Origin of the sequence: Clostridium sp. chh4-2 (genome assembly GCF_002899675.1) — a bacterium.
Classification (GTDB): domain Bacteria; phylum Bacillota; class Clostridia; order Lachnospirales; family Lachnospiraceae; genus CHH4-2.
Genome location: NZ_PKUU01000005.1, coordinates 95,205 through 117,303, shown reverse-complemented (window position 1 = coordinate 117,303; position 22,099 = coordinate 95,205). Strand labels below are relative to the sequence as shown.

Sequence of the window (22,099 nt, the reverse complement as noted above, 5' to 3'; positions counted from 1 at the left end):
TTAAGAGACAGAACGGAAGTAGGGCTGGAAATGAAAAAAGAACTAAAAAAGAGTGTTGTTTATCAAATCTATCCGAAATCATTTTGTGACAGCGACGGAGACGGGCTGGGGGATTTGAAAGGCGTGATCTCAAAATTGGATTACCTGGAGAAGCTGGGCGTGGATTACATATGGCTCACCCCATTTGTCCGCTCTCCGCAGAAGGACAATGGATATGATGTTTCCGACTATTACAAGATCGATGAACGGTATGGAACCATGGACGATTTCGATGCTCTGTGCAAACAGGCGTCAAAACGGAAAATCGGCATCATGATGGATATGGTATTTAACCATGTTTCCTCAGAGCATGAGTGGTTTCAGAAAGCGCTGCAGGGCGATCCCCATTATCAGGATTATTTCATCTTCCGAAAGGGAAAGGCCGACGGCAGCGCCCCGACCAACTGGACCAGTAAATTTGGCGGCAGCGCATGGGAATACGTGGAGCAGATGGACCGGTACTATCTTCATCTCTTTGACGTCAGCCAGCCGGATCTCAATTGGGAAAATCCAAATGTCCGCAAAGAAGTGCAGAACGTGGTAAATTACTGGCTGGATAAAGGCGTTAAGGGTCTGCGCTTTGATGTGATTAACTTAATCAGCAAAGGGGAATACTTAGACGACGAATCAGGCGACGGAAGAAAATATTACACGGACGGCCCCAAAGTCCATGAATATATTCAGGAACTGAATGAAGCTACTTTTGGAAGAGATGCGGACATTATCACGGTTGGCGAGATGAACAGCACTTCCATGGAACACTGCTTCCGGTATGCGGGAGAGGACACAAACGAGCTTTCCATGGTATTTAACTTCCACCATATGAAAGTGGATTATATGGGAATTGAAAAATGGGTGCTGGTTCCCTATGATTTCATGAAATTAAAAGGTCTTCTGTTTGACTGGCAGATGAAGATGCAGGAACACCATGCCTGGAACGCCGTTTTCTGGTGCAACCACGACCAGCCGAGAGTGGTTTCCAGATTTGGAGACGAAGGCGCTTTGAGAAAGGAATCCGCCAAAATGCTGGCCACCGTCATACATTGTCTTCGGGGAACTCCTTACATCTATCAGGGGGAAGAGCTGGGCATGACCAATGCAGGTTTTACCAGCATCGATGAATACAGGGATGTGGAAAGCCTGAACCATTTCCGGATTCTCCAGGACAGGGGGATCAGCGAGCAAAATGCATACGCCATTTTAGGCGTGCACTCCAGGGACAACAGCCGCACTCCGATGCAGTGGGACGACAGCGCCAATGCGGGCTTCACCACAGGAACCCCGTGGATCGGTGTAAACCGGAACTACCATGAGATCAACGCGGCCCGGTCCACAGCGGATGATACCTCGATTTTCTACTATTATCAGAAACTGATTCAGATGAGAAAGAATCTGGATGTGATCGCTTACGGAGACTTCGTTCCTTTGGTTCCGGAACATGATACGGTTTTTGCTTATGAAAGAACCTATCAGGGCGAAAAACTGGCGGTGATCTGTAATTTCTACGGAAAGGAAACTCAGTTTTCGGCCGGATGTCTGGATGACGGTTACGAATGCATTCTCAGCAACTATGAGAAGCGGGAACCGGAAGATGTGCTGAAGTTAAAGCCGTATGAAGCGCTGGTTTTCTATAAAGGAAATGGGAATAGAGAATAAGGTGATATTTATAATCCAATTATCTTCTTTAGGGGAGATAGTTGGATTATTTTTTTTGATATAAAAACAGAACAAACGTTCTAAAAAAGCCTTGCGGTTCCTACCATAACCCTGTATAATGGAGGGACAAGGAGGGGAAAGAATGATTCGTTTATTTGAATTTCGGGATTTAGACAGGATTATGGAGATATGGCTGCAGGGGAATCTGCAGGCCCATTCGTTTATAGATGAGGAATATTGGAAGTCCAATTTAGAGTCCGTCAGATCCGTGCTTCCCAATGCGGAGGTTTATGTATATGAAGCTGAGAATGAGATTTTAGGATTCATCGGCATGGATGCGGAATATATCGCCGGGATATTTGTGGCAGCGGAGCACCGGGGCAATGGAATCGGCCGCCGGCTGATTGAACATGTCAAAAAGAAGAAGCGGCTGTCATTACATGTATATGAAAAGAATACGGGCGCAGTGGCCTTTTACAAAGGTCTGGGATTTCAGATCGCGGAAATCCTGACAGAGAAGGGAACCGGGGAGAAGGAATTCAGAATGGTTTATCAGGCGGCTTGACGGCAGTTGGGTTATGCTGCACTGGAATCCGATTCCGGAAGAGGAGGGATGGTTTGAACATTGATGATATAAGTGTGATTATCGATTCTATTGATTGGTCAGAGTATGAAACAGCGTATGGCAATGCGGATCAGGATATTCCTCATTATACGAATTCAGGAGATAAGCATAATTATACACCCAAAGTATCTCAATCCTTATTGGATTTATTCTCAGAAGATAAAGAAACCGCCATGCAGGCCACCCATGATTTATGGTGCGGTTTGTGTCATCAGCATGCGTTTGTTTCCTCCGCGGCCCTGCCTGCCTATGACATTCTGTTTTATGCTCTGCAGAGCTTAGACGACGATATGAAAGTGGAACTTCTGGATATCTTCTGCGGGTTTGCGGTCTGCATTTCAAAAGAGAATTCCCAAGGTTCATGGCAGGGACAGCTGCGGAGCAAGTTGAAAAGGGATAAGGCCTATTTTCAAACATTAACCGGCTATCCCAATGAAGATATTTCCGGCTTTTCTGCAAATATCGTTGAGGAATTATAAATGCGGACTGCAGGAAGAAGATTTGAGAATGCAGGCGAGAAAAGACAAGCTGTGAAAATCAGAATTTAGCATGAAGTAAAAGTTCATACAGTAACAACAGAATAGAACTTCTAACTACGGAAAGGCTTTGCTAAAATAAATATGACATTGAAAAGCCGTATAAGCAGTAAGGAGTGATCATTTATGGATATAAAGCAGATTAAACGTGAATTAGGATCAGGAGCAGTGTTCGAAATCGGTGAAAAAAATGATGCGTTTGCAAAATATTTTGTAGGTCAGAGTTATCTCAACATGCTGACTACGGAGAGAGTTGGAATCGGCAACGAGGGGGTCAGATTATCTTAGTGACGGCAGGACGCGGATACTATCAGGAGTGGGGAAAACCGGCACAGGAACTGAACCCCGGCGATGTAGTGAATATTCCTCCGGAAGTAAAACATTGGCACGGCGCGGCGCCGGACAGCTGGTTTGCCCATCTTGCGGTGGAAGTACCGGCAGAAGGAGCTTCGAACGAATGGCTGGAAGCGGTCAGCGACGAGGATTATAACAAATTAAGAAAATGACCGTGTGCAGAAAAGCCGCCGTTGATGATCTTAGCGGCGGCTTTTCCCTATACTCTAATTTTCTGTGTTCACCGAAGTCTGTTTTTTGAATATGTCAAGGGCATGGCTCGTAAATCCCAATAAATCCCGGCGCTCACAAGTGGCAAAATGGTATTTCAAATACAGTTCAAACGTATTGTCATCCATCCTGTCCACCTCTTCGCGCATGAATAAGGCGCATCCATCCGCCGCAACATAATGCAGCCGGGTTACGGAAAAAGCGGACATCAAATCGTCAATGTCTTCTTTTCGTACAAGTTCAAATAAGTCCTTCGGTTCGGATTTGGCGGCAAATGTCCGGGAGTCAATCAATCCCTTTTCTATATACTCAGCAACACTGATATTACCGCGTTTGAACCCTTCGTCGATGAGACAGCCGTCAGATATGACATAAGCGGCAAAAATCACGCCTCCCCGTTTTGTCACCCGAATCGCCTCGCTTAGAGCCTTTCGTTTATCTTCTGAACGGTAAAGATGATACAAAGGACCTAATAACAGCGTAATATCGTATTGATTGTCCGGGATAGAGGATAAGTCCAGAGCGTTTTTACAGGTAATGGTTACCTTTTCACCGGCCTGTGTATTTTGACGGAAAATTTCTATATTGTGTTCCACTAACTCTACCGCATCAACGGTATAGCCCTGACGTGCCAGCGCGTGAGAATACCGTCCGGTTCCGGCGCCGATTTCAAGCACGCGGTCACCGGCTTTTATATATTTTTTAATATAACGCATTGTAGTAAGAAATTCCACCGAGCCATGTTTTAAGGCAAGGCGGCTGTCTTCGTCATAATGAGTGTAAAAATTGATTAAGTATTGGTTTGTTTTCATATTGTCACCTCTATTTTCATTTATAATTATCAAACGGATAAATTCCAATCCGGTTTTTCCTGCCTTATAAAAGACGACAGTATGTTAGAGACCATTTTTTCAGCGCTGTCTCTATCCAATGATAATTTCTTTGTGGCTGTTAAGACTGCAATACCGTGGGTATAGAGGAACAGATCCAAAAAGATTGTCTTTGCGCGTTCCAACCCGATTCCAACGGTTTCTGAAAATTCTGCTGCCCTTTTTTCATTGTCAATCTCATTATAAAAATCCTCTGGTCTTGTCATTTGTAAATCCATGTCCGTTATAAACAATAACTTAAATAAATTCGTTTCTTCTTGGGCAAATTCAATGTATGAGAGGGGAAGAATTAAATATGGGCTGACATCTGCAGAACGTCCGTAACGAATCACAAACTGCTTGTAATATTCATATGCAAACGCAAGAAATTCACTGCTTAATTCTTCCATGCTTTTATAACAGGTAAAGATCGGACGGGTAGAACACTGCAGGTTACCTGCAATACTTCTTGCGTTTACCGTCTCAAATCCTGTCGCTCTCGTGATCTCCAAAACCGTATTCATAATCATTTCTTTCGTTATTTTTGCTTTAGGCGGCATGTTAGAGTACTCCTTTTGATAAATTACATATGTTGCATAACAATTGTTGCACAAACGGAAAGATATGTCAAGAGAGATTATTGCATTTGCAGTCATTTCATAAGTCATTCCATTTTCCATGACAGGCCGTTAATGCGTATCCTGCTTTCATACCGGAATAAAATATAATGATTCCTATACAAACTTCTGCTATAATGAATAACAGCGCAAAACAGCCCGGAACATTTGATCGGCTGTAAAATATTAAAAATTACGGAGAAATCAATGGAATTATATTATTACAATCACATGAATAAACGGCAGCAGGGTGCCTATACAGCCATGAAAACCGGACTTTCCGCATTGGAACGTACATTTACGGTTCCGCTTTTAGACGGGAGAGATTTAGCCGATGTATTTTTTAAACTCAGGCTTGACTGCCCCGATATATTTTACGCAGTCAGTTTTCAATACCGTTATTATCAGGGATCGGACAATCTCGAGATGATACCGGAATATTTGTTTGAAAAGAATAAGATAAAAGAGCATCAAAAAGCCATGAAAGCCAGAATAACAAAGCTGATTCGTCCGGCCCAGGCCATGTCGGAATGGGAGAAGGAACAGTACATTCACGACTTTATCTGCACCAATGTCCGGTATGATAAATTGAAAAAGCCGTATTCCCATGAAATCATCGGACCTTTGGGACAGGGAGTCGGGGTTTGTGAGGGAATTGCAAAATCGGTCAAGGCGCTTTGCGATGCATTGGGGATCTGGTGCATCATAGCGGTTTCAGACGCTAATCCGGATAAAAAGATTAAATACCGCCATGCGTGGAATGTGGTTAGGATTGGCGGAACATATTATCATCTGGATGTTACGTTTGACAATAGCCTCGGCCATGGGGAGATGTTAAGATATGATTATTTTAATCTGGAAGATAAGCAAATCTTCCGCGACCATGAACCTGTGATATATAAAATCCCGGCTTGTGCCGACGGAACGAGGTTTTATTATAAAGAGAAAAAGATGTCGTTTACAAAGAAGGAGGATGTATCAAAGCGGGCGCTGCAAGCGATGCGGAAAGGAAAAACGCTGGTCTTTCACTGGCGCGGCGGTTATCTGACGCGGGAGGTGCTTGCGGAACTTCTGACGATTTTAGAGGAAACAGCCAGACAGAAGGAAAAACATGCGAAAGTCAGTTTAAACTGGCCTCAGGCGGTTCTACAAACGTCATTTATCGAGCAGGAGGCGGTGGAAGAATTGATTGTGGAAGAGGCTAATGAAGGGGAGACGTTATAGGGACAGAATATTCCGTTTTTTACATGAAGGGTGAAGGCATTTTCGAAAATGCCTTCACCCTTCATGTAAAAAAGCAGTTTGATTCATTTTAATTCATTTTCGTACCGGTCTGATATACTTCCAAAGCCGTTCCGGGTCATGGTAAAAGTAAATGATTCTGCCGGGAGTCGTGTCATAGCAATAACCCGTGCCAGTAAAATCAAATGATGACATCGCTCTTTCAACGTTTTCTTCTATACTGCGGTTTTCCTGTTCATAATTGAAAGGCCCATGTTCAAAAACGAGATATTCGGCTTCCGGAATATCGGCTAAAAGCATTTGCGGAGGCACTTCGCCCTTATAATCATAGGGCAGGCGTACACCATAACATTCTGTTCTGGGAAAACCCCAATCGCAGAGCCGGCCTGCCGGATCATTAATATAGGCCATAATCTGACCGCTGCCGCTGTTGGATTCGCTGCCGCCGTGGTCATCCAATTTGCCTTTAATACTATCCAGTAAGCCGCAGACTGTTTCAATGTCCTGTCCTGGAATGCGGTTCTGTTTCTGCCAAAAATCCCAATATCCATTGCTTTCATAGTTTTTTATATGCAGGAATTTGTGCGCGGGAATGGTTACAAAATAAATTTTAATAGCATCTTCAGATTTTATCATGCCAATTTCTCCAAATCCTAAAAAGTAGCGGTCGAAAGGGTTGATTTTTGTACGAAGAACCACAGGACTGGGATGTTTCCGATATACACTTGGGGTTACGCCATATGTTTTCTTGAAGGCCCTGGTAAAAGCTTCATGAGATGAAAAGCCATAATCAAAGGCAATATTTAAAAAGCTTTTTTCACTATCCCTTACCTCTTTCAGCGCAAAAGCTAATTTTCTGTGACGCAGATAATCCCGGAACGGCATGCCGGATATTTCCTTGAATTTTCTCGTTGTGTGAAATTCGGAATAGCCTAAGCGGTGGGAAAGATGGCGAAGGGTTAAGGCTTCGTCGTTATAGTTTTTGATGCAGTTGTCAATTTCGTCGACGATAGTCTGAATCTGTTTCTGCCATTCGTACATTTGTTTATCAACCTCGTTTCAGATTCTCTGTATTCATTATAGAGAAAGAAGGGGCGCGGCGCTTGATTTTACTTGCTGTTATTTCATTTTTTACATAAAGGGTGAAGGCATTTCCGAAAATGCCTTCACCCTTTATGTAAATATCCTTTATGCAAAAAGAAAAAATGCTGCTGCAATAACTGCAACAGCAATCTGACCTATCCGGGAATCGAACCCGGGTTTCCGCCGTGAGAGGGCGGCGTCTTAACCGCTTGACCAATAGGCCTTTAAGAAGCGAACTCGAATATATTATCATATTTAAAACAAAAAATCAATACTTAAAAATATATTTTTATCATATTTTTTCTGCTATACTTCAATTATTATATGAGATGGAATTTTTAGGAATCTCTTATACTATAGATCCGGCCCCTGTCTTTTTTTAACATAATGGAAATTACCATAAGAGTGAAAGCAATGCTCCAGACCGCCGATCTGTTTCAGCGCAGATGATCTATGAATTATCTACAATTAAAAAATGCTTGCGTTTTTATTAATCGTGCTTAATAATATAATTAAATAATAAACATGTTTTCAAAATAAGTCAGGCATTTTTCCAGATGTGGCCGACAAAGCCGTATCCCAGCCCGTTTTCCTCTGAGATACGGGATCATACACGGAACCGCATTACCATTAATTCTTGACATTCCTTTGCAGAAATTATAGAATTGCGTTGATTGTACGCAGTCTGATCCCAAATAAACCAGAAGGAGAGGGCATTGATAATGAGATTTAAAAAATGTGCGGAAGCGGATTCCGCAAAAAAGAATTCTGATTTGAATTGTGCGTCGGCCCAGGCAATCCTGGCGGCAGCCCGGGAATGTTTTATGGAAAAGGAATATACGAAAGTGACGTTCCGGGAAATCGCCAAGCGAGCCCAGGTAACCTCCGGACTGATTCCCTATTACTTTTCCAGCAAGGAAAAGCTGGCGTCCATGGTCTATACGCAGCTTATGGACGAGCTGGCCCTGAAGATAAGCCAGGTGGACATCAAACACTTGAGCTGTGCCTCCCAACTCTATATAACCGTCTATCTTCAATGGATTTTTATTGACGAAGTGCCCGAATACGCCAGATTTTACTATAGTTTATGCGAAAATACATCCGGCCAGTATTGGGGAAACGGAGAGATATGGGGGAATCTGGTAGAGGGATTCTGCAAAGAGTACCGGTTGGAAGTTAGCGAACGGGACAGTGAACTGTTTCAGATCGCCAACCGGGGGGAGACGAGGGATCTGATTCTGCAGCGTTATTACCGCCGTCGCTATATCTCCAGAGAGGAAGTTATGGATATCATAATCTCCAATCTTTTTTATAATTTCGGAATGAGTGACCCGCAGATTTATCAGGCGATCCAGAGCGGGAAAGAATTTCTTCATGCGAATTTTTCTGATAAGATAGAAAAGAACGATTAGAATACAAACGGATGACAGTCCGATTAGATTAACAGCCGGTTTGCCGCAAAATAGATAAAATCATCGGAAGATGGAATATTTTGCTTGACAAAGCCGGCTTTTTTTCGTATCTTAAAATTAAGCATGATTAATTTATAATACTAAATACGCTTAATGATGGAGGCATGATATGAAGAAACTAGGCAACAGATTTTGGGCCTTGCTGTTTTATGGCTTGGCCTGCAACGTAGGTAATGTTATTTTCTTTCCGGTTATGTTTTATGCTCCGTTTCAAACGGTGTTTCAACTGACCAATACTCAGATCGGCAATCTGACGGCGGCCTATGCCAGCCTTGCGATCCCCGCTTATCTTGTCAGCGGAATCATTGCCGATAAAGTCAACTCAAAGCTTCTTATGATGATTTCCACCATAAGCTCAACGGCGGTGATATTTATTATGGCGATCATTCCGCCTTATCCGGTTCTTTTAGCATGCTTTTTCGTGCTTTCCATAACGCTTGGCCTCTTTTTCTGGTCTTCCTCCAGCAAACTGCGCCGTATGCTGGGCGAAGCAAGTGAACAGGGAACGATCAGCGGCGTGATCCAGTGTATTGACGGAATCGTTTCTCTGGGATTTATGGTTGGACTCGTAGCCCTTTTAGGCGACAGTCTTTCTACCGCATCAGGTATGCGCACGCTGCTGATAACATTTGGCATTCTTTATACAATCAGCACCATTGGTTTTATCGTTACATATGATTATAAGAAATTTTCGGAGCTTTACGTAGAGGATCACGGAGAGCCGGTGCGGATGAAAAATTATCTGATCGGTTTGAAAATGCCTGTTACATGGATTACGTCCCTGATGTGTTTCGGCGTTTATATTACTTCGACAGCATTTAACTATATCAATCCTTACATGGCCAGCCAGTATGCGATGTCTGCGTCCATGGCGGCGATCTTTGGCATTTTACTGCGGTACGGCATAAAAATCGTGGTGACTCCGGTGGGCGGCATCATCCGTGACCGGATCAACAACACGACGAAAATGATTGTGGCAACTGCACTTCCCACATTGATACTGGTCATTGTTTTCATGTTTCTTCCAAGAGGAGCGGGATTTACGGTTTTGGCTGTCGCAGTCGCTTTGATTCTTAACTGTACCTATCGGATGGGCAATAACCTGTCCATGATGCCGATTGCCGAATTGAACGTTCCGCTGAATCTGCTGGGCGTTATCAGCGGCCTAACCCTGTTTTTCGGCTATTTCTCCGATTGGTTCCTTCCGTCTTTAATCGGACATTGGATGGATACGAAAGGGGACAATGCATATTACTATGTGTTCAGCGTGGCCGTTGTCGGATTATTCCTTTTTATCCTGGGCGCGCTCTGGCTTAAAAAAGAATTAAAACGGATGGAAAGTGGACGGGCTGCTTCCTAACAAGATGATCCATGTAAAAAGCATACATCAATAATATTTTATGAAAGGAAGGAAACATCATGATTATTAAAAATTGCAGGTTGATTCCATTTTTGACGGAAGAGGGCGCTCCGGAGATGGCGGACGTGATTGTAAACGGAAAGAAGATCGAGGCGGTTGTTCCGTGCGGCACGGCTGAATGTGAGGGACAGGAAATTCTGGATATTCACGGCGCCACTTTGATGCCGGGGCTGATCGACGCCCATGTTCATCTATTTATGGGCAAGCGTTCCGGCGGCTTTAACTTGGGAGACCGGGATACGGTTCCGGCGCAGTGGGCATTTGATTCCTATAGTTTTGCACAGTGGTTTCTGGATAATGGATATACTACGGTCCGGGATGTGGGGGATGAATGGAATTTTTCAGCGATTGCAACCAGAAATGCCGTTAATGAAGGCGTTGTGACAGGCCCGCGCATTTACTGTTCAGGCGTTACGATTGTGCCGTATACGGCAGGTTTTGATACTTCCGCGTTCATGTGCGCATTTTACAGCACTGCAGCCGATGTCAGGAAAGAAGCGAGAAATCAGTTTTATCACGGTTCCGATTTCCTGAAACTGTACGGTACCGGCTCCATGCTGGTGGACGACAGCCTTCCGGGAAAGCGTATTATGCTGGAAGATGAGATTACTGAGGCGGTTACAATCGCAAGGAGTAAAGACAGTTATTGTGCCTGCCACTGCCATGGAGCGGAAGCGTGTGACGTGATGGTTGAACTGGGTGTCCGCACCATTGAACACGCCAGCTTTATTACAGAGGAGACCTGTAAAAAGATAGATGGACGGAAGGATGTGGGATTGGTTCCAACCATTGCCTGCAGTTGTCCGGAGGCATTGGGACTTACTGAAGAATCCGGCCCATCCTATGAAAAATTTGCCCGTGTCAGCGCAGAACGCGATGCGTGTATCAGGAATGCTTATGAAAACCACGATATACTTCTGGGCTGGGGAACGGATATGGATATTAAGACGATGGAAGCGATGCCTTATATCGAGTGGCAGACGAGAAAAGCACGCATTGGATGTTCCAATGAAGATCTGCTGAAGCAGGCCACCATCAACAGCGCCATGCTGATGGGTGTTGATAATAAGATCGGTACGGTTGCGGCCGGCAAGTTTGCGGATTTCATCGTCGTGGACGGCAATCCGGTGGAGGATATCACTGCGATGTATCAGAAGCCGGTGCATGTAATCAAAGACGGTATATTAATTCGATAGGGATTCAGAAAGCTTTATTTAGTTGGCGGAAGGTACGCCGGAAAGAAAAATTAGATTTTACATGAAGGGTGAAGGCATTTTCTAAAATGCCTTCACCCTTTCATGTAAAAGGTGAGGTCAGTCTTTTAAATAAACATTCAGAATTTCAGCAATATACATGGTGTGGTAATCTTTATTAGGATACCATTTTTCATCATTTTCTTTGGCAATGAAGTTCTCTGCCGGCATTTCATCTTTATAAATCTTTTTGCATACAAAGATCATATCCGCCTGTGTAAAAGAGGTAGTGCCATCTACATAATATGGTGTTAATCCGGCCTGGGCGGCTTTATCGCAGTCACGGCCTGAGACGGTTCCGCAGAGGTTCAGCGCCTGTTTATATTCCGGCGGAAAGAATGAAAGCGTGAATACATCGTTTGCGTCTACAAATTCTTTTGTATAGCGCTGGGGGCGTATGTAAGCGGTGACAACGTTTTTGCCCCAGAAAACGCCGGTTCCGCCCCAGCTGGCGGTCATGGTGTTGTAACCGTCTTCATTTCCGGCGGTAATCAGCATCCAGTCGGAGCCGATCTTTGTAAACGGGTTAAAATTAAGTTCTTCCGGTTTGATTTCTTTAAAATTCATTTGAAAAACTCCTTTCTTTAACTTGATTCCAGAGCAGTGGACCGTATCTTTTCAGATACGGAATACAAAAAAAGTGCATATTTGCTGTAATGATAAACAGTGCTATAATTATAGCTGAAGTTGATGGAAACATCAACCAGTTGGCTGCAGACGATTTTATCTATTTGTAACCTATCTATTTGTAACAACGGTAAGTGAACTGTCTTATGCAATAAAGTATATGGGAGCGGAGGAAGCGTTAAATGAAAAATTTCCAGAGGGACGATCTGTTGTTTTCCCTGTGCGGTTTAAACTGCGGGCTGTGTCCGATGAACCTGAACCATTATTGTCCCGGCTGCGGAGGGGGAGAGGGGAATCAGTCATGCGCAATTGCAAGGTGCAGCCTGAGCCGGGAAGGCATTCAGTACTGCGTACAATGCGGGCAGTTTCCATGCGAAAAATATGAAGGAATTGATGAATATGATTCTTTCATCACGCATCGCAACCGGAAGAAGGATTTCATAAGATTTCAGGAAATAGGCGCCGCTGCGTATCAGGCGGAGCAGCGGGAAAAGATGGAGATTCTAAAGCTGTTGCTGTCCGATTATAATGACGGCCGCCGCAAAGGATTTTTCTGCGCTGCGGTGAATCTGCTGGAAATCCAGGATCTTCGGACCGTGATGGAACAGATTCCGGGAGATAAGGAATCATCCGGGCTCACAATAAAGGAAAAAGCTTTGAGGGCGGTGAATGCTGTTCAATGCATGGCTGAAGAAAGAAAAATTGAGATAAAAATCCGCAAAAAGAAGAAAAAAGTATAATTAATAATTTAATCAATGGATTCACTCAAGTGATTGCTATCATTGCAAATATCGTTTAGAATAAAGGATAAGATTTTAAATATGTGACAAATGATATCTGTACGGAAATTAAGGGAGCATGGTAAAATGAAGTCGGATGCAATAGAATCTATATTAACCGGGACAGGAGCGGCGGCCGCAGGAGTGGGGATTGCAGAGGGTGTTTACTGCATTGCAGCGCAGAGCTGGCCGCCGGGGGTATTTGCGGTGATCTGTTTGGCTGTGGGAGCGTCAATTCTGGCCTGCGCCAGGAACGTGCGAGGCAGCAGGGAGGCGTCGGAACGGGAAATCTCGGATTTGCGGAAACATTTGGAGCTGGATGCGCAAAAGTACCGTCTTGTGGCTAAATTGTTTGATGACGTCCTTTTTGAATTTAATCTGGTGGATAATACGATCACCGATTCGACCAACTGGGAGATAGTATCCAGCGGGGACCGTTTTGTCAACGGAACCATAGACCGCAAGATTGTTCATCCGGATGATGTGAAGCCCTTTGTGGAATATTTTCGGGGAAAACAAAAGACAGGGGAATTAAAAGAGATTGAAATCCGCCTCCGCGTGCGGCCCAAAGAGGATTATCACTGGACGCAGATCAAAGGGATTGTGCTGGGCGATAAGGACGGAAAACCGGAAAAGATCGTGGGACGGCGTCAGGATGTGGATAAGCAGAGACGGGAGAGGGACGCACTGCGTGAAAAAGCGGAGCGGGATATGATGACCGGCCTTTATAATAAAAATACATCCGAACTTATGATGAAGAAAATGCTTTCGCAGGGCGGAATTTGTGCGCTTCTGATAATCGATGTGGACCGTTTTAAGGATATTAACGATAAATTAGGCCATCAGGCGGGAGACGAAGTGTTAAAGGATACGGCCAGGGAGATACGGGATTCATTTCGGGATCAGGATGTTGTGGGAAGAATCGGGGGAGATGAATTTGCGGTTCTTATGTGCGGACTTGGAGACAATAAAGAGTCGATTGTGGAAGAACGCTGCGGGCGGATCATACAGGTAATGCAGATACTTTCGGAAAAAAGCAGTTTTAACTATCAGGTTACCTGTTCCATCGGCGCTGCATTTTATCCGGAAGACGGAAATGATTACAGGCTGTTGTTTGAACACGCGGATGAAGCCCTCTATGAAGCAAAGCGCAATGGGCGGAACCGGTTTGAATTTTACAGACAAGAAAAATAAAGGTAGACAGATATGGGAAATCTTAATTATGAAGAGTTGGAAGAAGAAAACCAAAAACTTCGGAAACAACTGAAATTTTATGAGGAATATGACCGTTTGACCGGGCTTTACAACAAGGATACATTTTATAAAAAGACGAAAAAGAAACTGAAATGCAGTAAAAATGAGTCCTTTAATATCGCATGTGTGGATATCGAGCGTTTTAAGCTTGTCAATGATCTTTATGGAAGTGATGAAGGGGATTATCTTCTGCGATATCTGGCTGCCAGGATGAAAGCGGCGTTTTCAAAGTATACGTTGATTCTGGGCCGCCTTTCTGCCGACATTTATGCGATGTGTATTTCCGGGAACATCACGTATGAAACGATTGAGGAAAAGATACTGGATATTTTTAATGAATACCCGTCGGATATTAAAATCGTTCCGGCGATAGGCATTTATCCTGCGGCAGAAGACGATCTTCCGGTTGAACTGATGTGTGACCGGGCCATATTGGCGCTGAACACGGTAAAGGGCAATTATATGAAGCATCTGGCTGTTTATGATTCCAGCATCCGCCATGAACTTTTGGAGGAGCACGAGATATTAAACCGCGCGGATATGGCGCTTCAGAATGGGGAATTTCAGGTGTACATGCAGCCTAAATGCAGCATGAGGACAGGAAAGATCATAGGAGCTGAGGCTCTGATCCGGTGGATTCATCCGCAAAGAGGCCTGATTTCGCCCGGCGCTTTCATTCCTGTGTTTGAGAAGAACGGTTTTATAAAAAAACTGGACAGTTTTATATGGGAAGAAGTTATGAAATGGCTCAGAGGCTGGATTGACAAGGGAAGACAGGTCATACCGGTGTCTGTCAACGTTTCGCGAATCGATATAATGGGAATGGATGTTTTTGAAACCATTAATGAGATCATTAAGCGGTATGAGATTGATCCTGCGCTGTTTGAAGTGGAAGTGACGGAGAGCGCATATACCAACCGCCCGGAACGCCTGATCACCACAATTGAACAGCTGATGCGTTCCGGTTTTACCGTATTAATGGATGATTTTGGAAGCGGATATTCCTCTCTGAATATGTTAAAGGATATCAGCATCGACATCTTGAAACTGGATATGCATTTTCTGGATAAGGAGAACCAAAAGAGCAGAGATATTCTGGAATCCGTGGTACATATGGCAAAATGGCTGAATCTCAGGGTGATCGCCGAGGGAGTGGAAACGAAGAGCCAGGTGGATTTCCTTTTGAATATCGGCTGTGAGTTTGCCCAGGGCTTTTACTATTATAAGCCGATGCCTATCCTGCAGTTTGAAGCGCTTCTTATGGATGATGATAAGGTGGACTACAGTTCCGCCCTGGTTGTGGAGCCTCAAAAGACGGGGATTATCAATTTTAAAGATTTATTTCATGCGGATGTGATCACGGACCGTCTGCTTAATAATATTTTGGGCGGAATTGCACTTTATCAATACGACGGGGAAACCATGCATATGATCGAGTGCAACGAGGAGTATTACAGGGTAATTTACCGCGGCAATATTCCAAAAGAAGAAGAGCTGACGGATGTGATCTCCTGTACGGTAGAAGAAGACAGGCGCCGTCTGATCGAAGCTCTTGAACAGGCGAAGGAGACGGGAGACCGCGGCGTGGAACTGCATATCCGGCGAAGCCTTAGAGATGAAACGGTAATCTGGCTTCAAGTACGGCTGTTTTATCTGTCCACAATCAACGGGCGGGGCATTTATTATGCCGCAATATCCGATGTGACCGGCCGGATGGAGATGATTGAGGAATTGAAGATGTCGGAACAACGTTTCCGCGTGGCAATGGATTCCACCAGCAATACCTTATTTGAGCTGGATATTCCTTCGCGCACCGCAAGATATGCCCAGCACAGCAGAGAAGCGTTTGGTCTGGATGCCTGTATCGCCAATGCGCCGGAAGGATTTATAGAACAGGGGTCCGTGTGTCCGGGATACGAGGATATGTTCCGTGAGATGTATGATAAGATTTATCAGGGAGCGGATACATCAAACTGTACCATTCGGGCAAGAATGGGGGATGGAGAGGTTGTCTGGAATAGGATCACACTGACTGCAATTAAGGATGAAAACGGAAAATCGCTGAAAGCCGTAGGCCTGGTTGAGAATGTGACGAAGGAAAAGAGGCTGGAAGAGGACTTAGAGCGGGTCAGAAAAGAAAGAGAAAATAAATTGTGAACGAATGGGAGGTTCTGACGGGTATGAAGAAAAGAAATCGGGTGGCTGCCGCAATTCTGGCAGTGATATTAGGCGTAATGCCGGGATGCGCTTCAAAAAAGGAAACGCCGCCTGTTGTGGAAACCACAGTGCAGGAGACGGAATCCACTGCGGATGAAGGGCCGGAGGAATTGGCGGAGGAAGACCGGCAGTGCCGTCTGGAAGACGACTATTATGAATACGTGAACGGTACATTTTTAGATGATATCGATATTCCGGCAGATTCTTACCAGTGGAGTTATTTTTACCAGCTGAATCTGGAAGCATACGAAACTTTGAATACCATTTTACTGGATACGGTGGAAAAACGCAGTGAATTTCCGAAAGGCAGTACGGAACAGAAGATAGCCGATATGTACTTAACGGCCATGGATATGGAAGGAAGGACTGAGGCAGGAATCGGAGGGTTTTCCGTGTATGCGGATGAGATAAAAAATGCATCCACCATTGAAGAATATATAGCGGCAATCGGGAAGATGAGCGGAGAACTGTCCTTTTTCAGCTTGCTGTCGGCCATGCCGGACGTAGATATGGGCGATTCGACACGATATATTTATTATATCTATACCCCTGATATGGGGCCTGGCAAGGAGACTTTAGAAGATGAAAGCTTATCCGAACTGCATGAACAGTACCGGGAATATATTGGGGCGGTTATGAAATGCAGCGGGATGGAGGAGCAGGAGGCCGTTAAGGCAGCCGAAGAAATCTTTGATTTGCAGAAACAATTAGCAGCTGCGTCTTTATCGTTGGAAAACCAGTTTAATCCAAATTATGTTTATAACTTATATACAGAAGAGGAATTATCCTCCCTTCTCTCCAACGTCGATGTGAAATCGTGGCTGAAATCCATGAAAGCGGACAATAAAGAGCCGTATATTGTAATGCAGCCGGAGCTGATGGGCAAGGTGAACGAGATGCTGACTGAGGAGAATCTGGAACTTTTAAAGAATTATTCCTTGTTCTGTCTTTACAACGATTTAGCCCCATACCTGACTCCTGAAATCCGGGATATTCAAATGGACTGGATAAATGCGCAGAATGGGATTCATGAGAAAAAAGATGACGAAAAGTTAGCCGGCGAGATGGTTCAGGGAATGCTCGGTTTTGAATTTGGAAAACTGTATGTGCAGCAGTGTTTCTCGGAAGCGGATAAGCAGAATGTGGAAGCGATGGTCCGTAAAATGATCACTGTATATGAGCAGAAAATTGATGATCTGGATTGGATGGGAGAGGAAACGAAGGCATCTGCCAAGCGGAAATTAGAGATGATGGATGTGAAAGTCGGCTATCCGGATCAATGGCCGGATTATTATGCCGATGCAGACATTACGCCGCCGGAGGAAGGCGGCTGTCTGATCGATAACATCATGGAACTGCTCAAATGCGATAAAATGGTTTCCTTAAAACGATTTGACCAGCCGGTAGACCGTTCACTCTGGATAATGACGCCTCAGACGGTCAATGCTTATTATAACCCGTCCGCTAATGAGATCGTATTTCCGGCTGCGATTCTTCAAGCCCCGTTTTATGATTCCACAGCCGGTGAAGCCCGGAATATGGGCGGAATCGGTGTAGTGATTGCACATGAGATCAGTCATGCATTTGACGATTCGGGAGCTTTATATGATGAATACGGAAACTATAAGGAATGGTGGACAGAAGAGGATAAAGAGAAATTCAATCAGCTGACCCAAAAAGTAGTGGATTATTATGATGAACAGGAAGGATTTGAGGGCCGCCATGTGAACGGAGCGCAGACGTTGGGAGAGAATATCGCAGACCTTGGCGCCGTATCCTGCGTATCTGCCATAGTCGGCGATGATCAGGAGCGGTTAAAGCAGATGTTCGAACAGTTTGCGATCGTGTGGGCATCAAAGTTCACAGATGAGAGCATGATTCAGCGTCTGAATACGGATGTCCATTCTCCGGCTAAAGTCAGAGTGAATGCGGTGGTCAGATGTATCGATGCCTTTTATACTGCGTATCCGGAGATCAAAGAGGGCGACGGAATGTACCTGGCTCCTGATAAGAGAGTTAAGGTCTGGTAATTGTGAGCGCGAGAACGGAATGGCTGAAGCCGGGAATTTCCCGGCTTCTTCTTGTTTTTGTAATACGAAAAAAGCCCTGCAGTTAAATTCCTGCAGGACTTTTTTGCAGTAGCGGAAATTGGACTTGAACCAACGACACCACGGGTATGAACCGTGTGCTCTAGCCAGCTGAGCTATTCCGCCACAAATGAACCGTTAAGTATTATTGCATATATTTGGAAAAATGTCAATAAGTTTTATGAAAAAATTATAAGTTTGAAAATTATAAGTTTAAAAGTGCTTATCGGAAAGCTGAACGGTTACTTCGTTTACACCTTCCCACATTTATGCTAAAATAGACGCATTGTGACTTCCAACCGTTTGGAAGAATAAATGATGACAGGAGCAGGAAGATACGGATGAAAAGAGAAGTGGATCTTCAGGAAATATCAGATGGAAAACTGTACGGTTTAAATGACATGGTAAAGGCGGACTGCGGCGACTGCCGGGGATGTTCTGCGTGCTGCCGGGGAATGGGAAATTCCATTCTTTTAGACCCGTTGGACATTTGCAGGCTTTCTGTGAACCTTAACCGGACGTTTGAAGAGCTGTTGGGGGATAAGATTGAATTAAATATTGTGGACGGAATGATTCTGCCCAATCTCAGGATGAGCGGGGAGGCAGAACAGTGTTCGTTTTTGGATGATAACGGGCGATGTACGATACATTCCTTCCGGCCGGGAATCTGCCGTATCTTTCCGCTGGGAAGATATTATGAAAACCAGGGATTCCAATATTTTTTACAGATTCACGAATGTAAAAAAGACAACAGGACAAAAGTGAAGGTGCGCAAATGGATTGATACCCCGGATGTGAAACGGAATGAGCAGTTTATCACAGACTGGCATTATTTCCTGAATGATCTTCAGGAGCTTGTAAAACAAGGCTTGGGACAGGAAGAGATAAAGCGGATCAATCTTTATGTCCTGAAAACATTTTTTATGCTTCCATATAAAACGGAAGAGGATTTTTACCGGCAGTTTTCGTCCAGGCTGGCCGAGGCGAAAAGGCAGATTTTTGATGGAGAGTAAGATAAGAAAACCAATGAAAAAAACACAGAATTTTACAGAAGGCAATATTTTATCGGAACTGATCAGGTTTGCTCTTCCGGTGCTGTTCGCAATCTTTTTGCAGACCATGTACGGAGCGGTGGATATGCTGATTGTAGGCCAGTTCAGCACTGCGTCGGAGATTTCCGCCGTATCTACGGGAAGCTGGATCATGCAGACCATCACCGGGGCAATTGTCGGATTGGCTATGGGAACCACCATCCTGCTTGGACAGAAGATCGGAGAGAAGAAGATGGGGGAAGCCGGAAATGTGGTAGGAGCCAGCATCTGCCTGTTTGCCGTGATCGGCGTGGCAATTATGGTTGTGATGCAGATATTTGCGGTGTCCATCGCCCAGGTTATGAGAGCTCCGGAAGCGGCGTTTAAAAGCACTGTTTTGTACATCAGAATCTGTGCTTTAGGTTCCGTATTCATCGTATCCTATAATGTGCTGGGCAGCATATTCCGTGGAATGGGGAATTCCAAGATGCCTCTTATGACGGTGGCAATCGCCTGCGTTATGAACATTGCGGGAGATCTGCTGCTTGTGGGCGTATTCCATATGGCCGCCGCCGGAGCCGCCATAGCGACGGTAGCGGCTCAGGCGGTCAGCGTGCTGCTGTCCCTGATTGTTATAAAGAAGCAGGGGCTTCCCTTTGAATTTTCAGCGTCCTGTATCCGTTTTGAGAAGAAAATCATAAGAAAAGTGGTGGAGCTGGGATTTCCCATCGCATTTCAGGATATGCTGGTATCCATTTCATTTTTAACGATTACTGCGATTGTTAATGAATTGGGCGTGGTGGCGTCGGCAGGAGTGGGAGTTGCGGAGAAGATCTGCGGATTCATCCTGCTGGTGCCGTCGGCTTATATGCAGTCGATCTCCGCATTTGTGGCTCAAAATATAGGCGCAAAAAAGCCGGAGCGGGCGAAACGGGCTCTGGCTTATGGGATACTGACTTCTCTGGGTGTGGGAGTCTTTCTGGCATGGTTTTCCTTCTTCCACGGAGACATCCTGGCGGGCGTCTTTAACCGGGAAACCGAAGTGGTGGCCGCCGCCGCGGATTATCTGAAAGCATATGCCATCGACTGTTTGTTAGTGTCCTTTATGTTCTGTTTTACCGGATATTTCAACGGCTGCGGAAAGACGGGATTCGTGATGATCCAGGGAATCGCCGGCGCATTCGGCGTCAGGATTCCGGTATCTTATCTGATGAGCCGGATCATGCCGGTATCCCTGTTTCGCATCGGTCTGGCGACTCCGTCCTCTACTTTTTTGCAGATCATTCTGTGCGTTTGGTATTTTAACAGGATGGAAAAACAGAGAAAGCGTTCTGCTGCCGGTTAGTTCTTCTTTTCCTCATTCATTTCATGAAGGGCCGACAGGCCGAATGGAACGGCAATGCAGAATGTCAGAATATCGGATATCGGCTGTGTTGCCTGAATGCCTGTCAGGGCCAGAAAATGCATGGCTGTGAAAAGAACCGGTATGAATATAATTCCCTGTCTGGACATGGCAAGAATGGAAGCCCTTGCCGTTTTTCTGGTGGTCTGAAGAAACATGTTGACAATGATTACCCATCCTAAAAGCGGAAACACAAGGCTCTGAAAGCGAAGGGTTCTCGCCCCGATCAGAATCAATTCCGGATCGTCTGCCCGGAACAGGCGGACGATGGGTTCCGCAAAAATAAATCCAAAAACTCCAAGAGCCGTCATGGCTGCGGTGGAGATCCGGATGCAGAACCAAAATGCCTTTTTCACCCGGTCGTACAGCCGGGCGCCGTAGTTGAACCCGCAGACAGGCTGAAATCCCTGTCCAAAACCTAAAAGAGCGGAAGAGGCGATAATGCTGATTCGGTTGATTACTGAAAATGCGGCGATGGCCGAATCTCCATAAAAACCGGCCGTCTGGTTCAGGCAGATGGTGGCGATGCTGGCAAGGCCCTGACGGCAGAGGGAGGGCAGGCCTCCGGCGATAATCTCTTTATAAGCTTTAACTGACGGAGAAAATGCTTTCCACCTGATCTTGACGCCGTCTCCCTGTCCGCTCATATGGATTAAGATAAGAAAGCTGATAAATTGGGAAACAGCCGTAGCCAATGCTGCTCCGCTGACGCCCATGTTCAGGCCGAAGATCAGAATCGGGTCCAGCACGATATTTAAGATGGCTCCTGTGGAGATGCCGATCATTCCTTTTCTGGCATTTCCCTGAAGACGCATCTGGTTATTCATGACCAAAGAGCACATCATAAACGGTGTGGCGGCCAGTATGTATTTAAAATAATTTCTGGCGTCCGGCAAGATGGTGGGAGTGGCGCCTAGGCCTTTAAGAAGCGGATTCCTCAGCAAAAAACAGGGGACTAAGAGCAGCAGGCCGAAGATTAATGTGGAAAAGAACCCGTTGGCCGCCATTTTTTCCGCATCCTTTGTCTCCTGGCGTCCCAAAGCGCGGGAGATGTAATTGCCCGAACCGTGGCCGAAAAAATAGGAGACGGCCTGAATCAGCGCCATATAGGGAAAGACGACTCCGATAGCGGCCGTGGCCTGCGTGCTGACTTTTCCAACAAAAAATGTATCCGCCATATTATAAAATGCGCTTACCAGCATGCTGATAATAGAAGGAACCGCCATGCTGCACACCAGCTTCTCAACCGGGTCCTGAGTCATGTGCCGGAATTTTTCTTTCTGTAAATCTGTATTCATCATTACCTCACATTCCGCCGCAAAAGCG

At 45.1% G+C, this 22,099-nt stretch carries 18 protein-coding genes, 2 tRNA genes and 1 pseudogene; 14 read left to right on the top strand and 7 right to left on the bottom strand.

Features of this window, described 5'->3' with window-relative positions; all coding sequences use genetic code 11:
- Nucleotides 1-30 precede the first annotated feature (30 nt).
- The 4 genes and pseudogenes from treC to C0033_RS06900 all read left to right on the top strand — a co-directional run bounded on the left by treC (nucleotide 31) and on the right by C0033_RS06900 (nucleotide 3,362).
- Nucleotides 31-1,695 carry an alpha,alpha-phosphotrehalase gene (treC, locus tag C0033_RS06915; RefSeq protein WP_103227145.1) on the top strand — a complete coding sequence of 555 codons (1,665 nt, stop codon included), beginning with the start codon at nucleotides 31-33 and terminating at the stop codon, nucleotides 1,693-1,695.
- Between the two features lie 142 nt (nucleotides 1,696-1,837).
- Nucleotides 1,838-2,260 (top strand): GNAT family N-acetyltransferase, encoded by a 423-nt coding sequence (locus tag C0033_RS06910; RefSeq protein WP_103227144.1) that lies wholly within the window; start codon nucleotides 1,838-1,840, stop codon nucleotides 2,258-2,260.
- A gap of 53 nt (nucleotides 2,261-2,313) precedes the next feature.
- Nucleotides 2,314-2,799, top strand: coding sequence for a hypothetical protein (locus C0033_RS06905; RefSeq protein ID WP_103227143.1), 486 nt, complete (start codon nucleotides 2,314-2,316; stop codon nucleotides 2,797-2,799).
- Nucleotides 2,800-2,982: 183 nt separating this feature from the next.
- Nucleotides 2,983-3,362 (top strand): annotated as a pseudogene (locus tag C0033_RS06900) (cupin domain-containing protein).
- Nucleotides 3,363-3,416: 54 nt separating this feature from the next.
- On the opposite strand, the gene C0033_RS06895 reads toward C0033_RS06900, so the two are convergent.
- Both C0033_RS06895 and C0033_RS06890 read right to left on the bottom strand, forming a co-directional pair.
- On the bottom strand, nucleotides 3,417-4,232 hold the full coding sequence (locus C0033_RS06895; protein WP_103227280.1) for a class I SAM-dependent methyltransferase: 816 nt from the start codon (nucleotides 4,230-4,232) through the stop codon (nucleotides 3,417-3,419).
- A gap of 29 nt (nucleotides 4,233-4,261) precedes the next feature.
- Nucleotides 4,262-4,969 carry a TetR/AcrR family transcriptional regulator gene (locus tag C0033_RS06890; RefSeq protein WP_347501049.1) on the bottom strand — a complete coding sequence of 236 codons (708 nt, stop codon included), beginning with the start codon at nucleotides 4,967-4,969 and terminating at the stop codon, nucleotides 4,262-4,264.
- A gap of 144 nt (nucleotides 4,970-5,113) precedes the next feature.
- Between C0033_RS06890 and C0033_RS06885 the strand changes: the two genes are divergently transcribed.
- Nucleotides 5,114-6,130: a transglutaminase domain-containing protein gene (locus C0033_RS06885; RefSeq protein WP_103227141.1), complete on the top strand. Its 1,017-nt coding sequence runs from the start codon at nucleotides 5,114-5,116 to the stop codon at nucleotides 6,128-6,130.
- Between the two features lie 93 nt (nucleotides 6,131-6,223).
- On the opposite strand, the gene C0033_RS06880 is transcribed toward C0033_RS06885, so the two are convergent.
- Both C0033_RS06880 and C0033_RS06875 read right to left on the bottom strand, forming a co-directional pair.
- Nucleotides 6,224-7,189 (bottom strand): helix-turn-helix transcriptional regulator, encoded by a 966-nt coding sequence (locus C0033_RS06880; protein WP_103227140.1) that lies wholly within the window; start codon nucleotides 7,187-7,189, stop codon nucleotides 6,224-6,226.
- A 193-nt stretch (nucleotides 7,190-7,382) separates the two neighbouring features.
- Nucleotides 7,383-7,454, bottom strand: a tRNA-Glu gene (locus tag C0033_RS06875).
- A gap of 499 nt (nucleotides 7,455-7,953) precedes the next feature.
- Here C0033_RS06875 and C0033_RS06870 point away from each other — a divergent pair.
- From C0033_RS06870 to C0033_RS06860, 3 genes are all read left to right on the top strand, one after another.
- On the top strand, nucleotides 7,954-8,643 hold the full coding sequence (locus tag C0033_RS06870) for a TetR/AcrR family transcriptional regulator (protein WP_103227139.1): 690 nt from the start codon (nucleotides 7,954-7,956) through the stop codon (nucleotides 8,641-8,643).
- 169 nt (nucleotides 8,644-8,812) lie between these two features.
- Entirely contained in the window at nucleotides 8,813-10,063 is a 1,251-nt protein-coding gene (locus C0033_RS06865; RefSeq protein ID WP_103227138.1) for an MFS transporter, read from the top strand.
- Nucleotides 10,064-10,122: 59 nt separating this feature from the next.
- Nucleotides 10,123-11,319: an amidohydrolase family protein gene (locus tag C0033_RS06860; RefSeq protein ID WP_103227137.1), complete on the top strand. Its 1,197-nt coding sequence runs from the start codon at nucleotides 10,123-10,125 to the stop codon at nucleotides 11,317-11,319.
- A 117-nt stretch (nucleotides 11,320-11,436) separates the two neighbouring features.
- Here C0033_RS06860 and C0033_RS06855 read toward each other — a convergent pair whose 3' ends face one another.
- Nucleotides 11,437-11,943 (bottom strand): flavin reductase, encoded by a 507-nt coding sequence (locus tag C0033_RS06855; RefSeq protein WP_103227136.1) that lies wholly within the window; start codon nucleotides 11,941-11,943, stop codon nucleotides 11,437-11,439.
- Nucleotides 11,944-12,185: 242 nt separating this feature from the next.
- Between C0033_RS06855 and C0033_RS06850 the strand changes: the two genes are divergently transcribed.
- The 4 genes from C0033_RS06850 to C0033_RS06835 all read left to right on the top strand — a co-directional run bounded on the left by C0033_RS06850 (nucleotide 12,186) and on the right by C0033_RS06835 (nucleotide 18,283).
- The gene (locus tag C0033_RS06850) at nucleotides 12,186-12,743 is read left to right on the top strand and encodes a DUF3795 domain-containing protein (RefSeq protein ID WP_103227135.1); all 558 of its coding nucleotides are present in this window, start codon (nucleotides 12,186-12,188) and stop codon (nucleotides 12,741-12,743) included.
- Between the two features lie 126 nt (nucleotides 12,744-12,869).
- Nucleotides 12,870-13,976: a sensor domain-containing diguanylate cyclase gene (locus tag C0033_RS06845; RefSeq protein WP_180994600.1), complete on the top strand. Its 1,107-nt coding sequence runs from the start codon at nucleotides 12,870-12,872 to the stop codon at nucleotides 13,974-13,976.
- Between the two features lie 12 nt (nucleotides 13,977-13,988).
- Nucleotides 13,989-16,193, top strand: coding sequence for an EAL domain-containing protein (locus C0033_RS06840; RefSeq protein WP_103227133.1), 2,205 nt, complete (start codon nucleotides 13,989-13,991; stop codon nucleotides 16,191-16,193).
- Nucleotides 16,194-16,216: 23 nt separating this feature from the next.
- Entirely contained in the window at nucleotides 16,217-18,283 is a 2,067-nt protein-coding gene (locus C0033_RS06835) for a M13 family metallopeptidase (protein WP_146043743.1), read from the top strand.
- A gap of 109 nt (nucleotides 18,284-18,392) precedes the next feature.
- Here C0033_RS06835 and C0033_RS06830 read toward each other — a convergent pair.
- Nucleotides 18,393-18,466 (bottom strand) — tRNA-Met (locus C0033_RS06830).
- A 215-nt stretch (nucleotides 18,467-18,681) separates the two neighbouring features.
- Between C0033_RS06830 and C0033_RS06825 the strand changes: the two genes are divergently transcribed.
- Both C0033_RS06825 and C0033_RS06820 read left to right on the top strand, forming a co-directional pair.
- Entirely contained in the window at nucleotides 18,682-19,353 is a 672-nt protein-coding gene (locus C0033_RS06825) for a YkgJ family cysteine cluster protein (protein WP_103227131.1), read from the top strand.
- A 13-nt stretch (nucleotides 19,354-19,366) separates the two neighbouring features.
- The gene (locus C0033_RS06820) at nucleotides 19,367-20,716 is read left to right on the top strand and encodes an MATE family efflux transporter (RefSeq protein ID WP_103227279.1); all 1,350 of its coding nucleotides are present in this window, start codon (nucleotides 19,367-19,369) and stop codon (nucleotides 20,714-20,716) included.
- Here the strand turns inward: C0033_RS06820 and C0033_RS06815 are convergent.
- Nucleotides 20,713-22,071: an MATE family efflux transporter gene (locus C0033_RS06815; protein WP_180994599.1), complete on the bottom strand. Its 1,359-nt coding sequence runs from the start codon at nucleotides 22,069-22,071 to the stop codon at nucleotides 20,713-20,715. The two genes, C0033_RS06820 and C0033_RS06815, sit on opposite strands and share 4 nt — an antisense overlap.
- Nucleotides 22,072-22,099 lie beyond the last annotated feature (28 nt).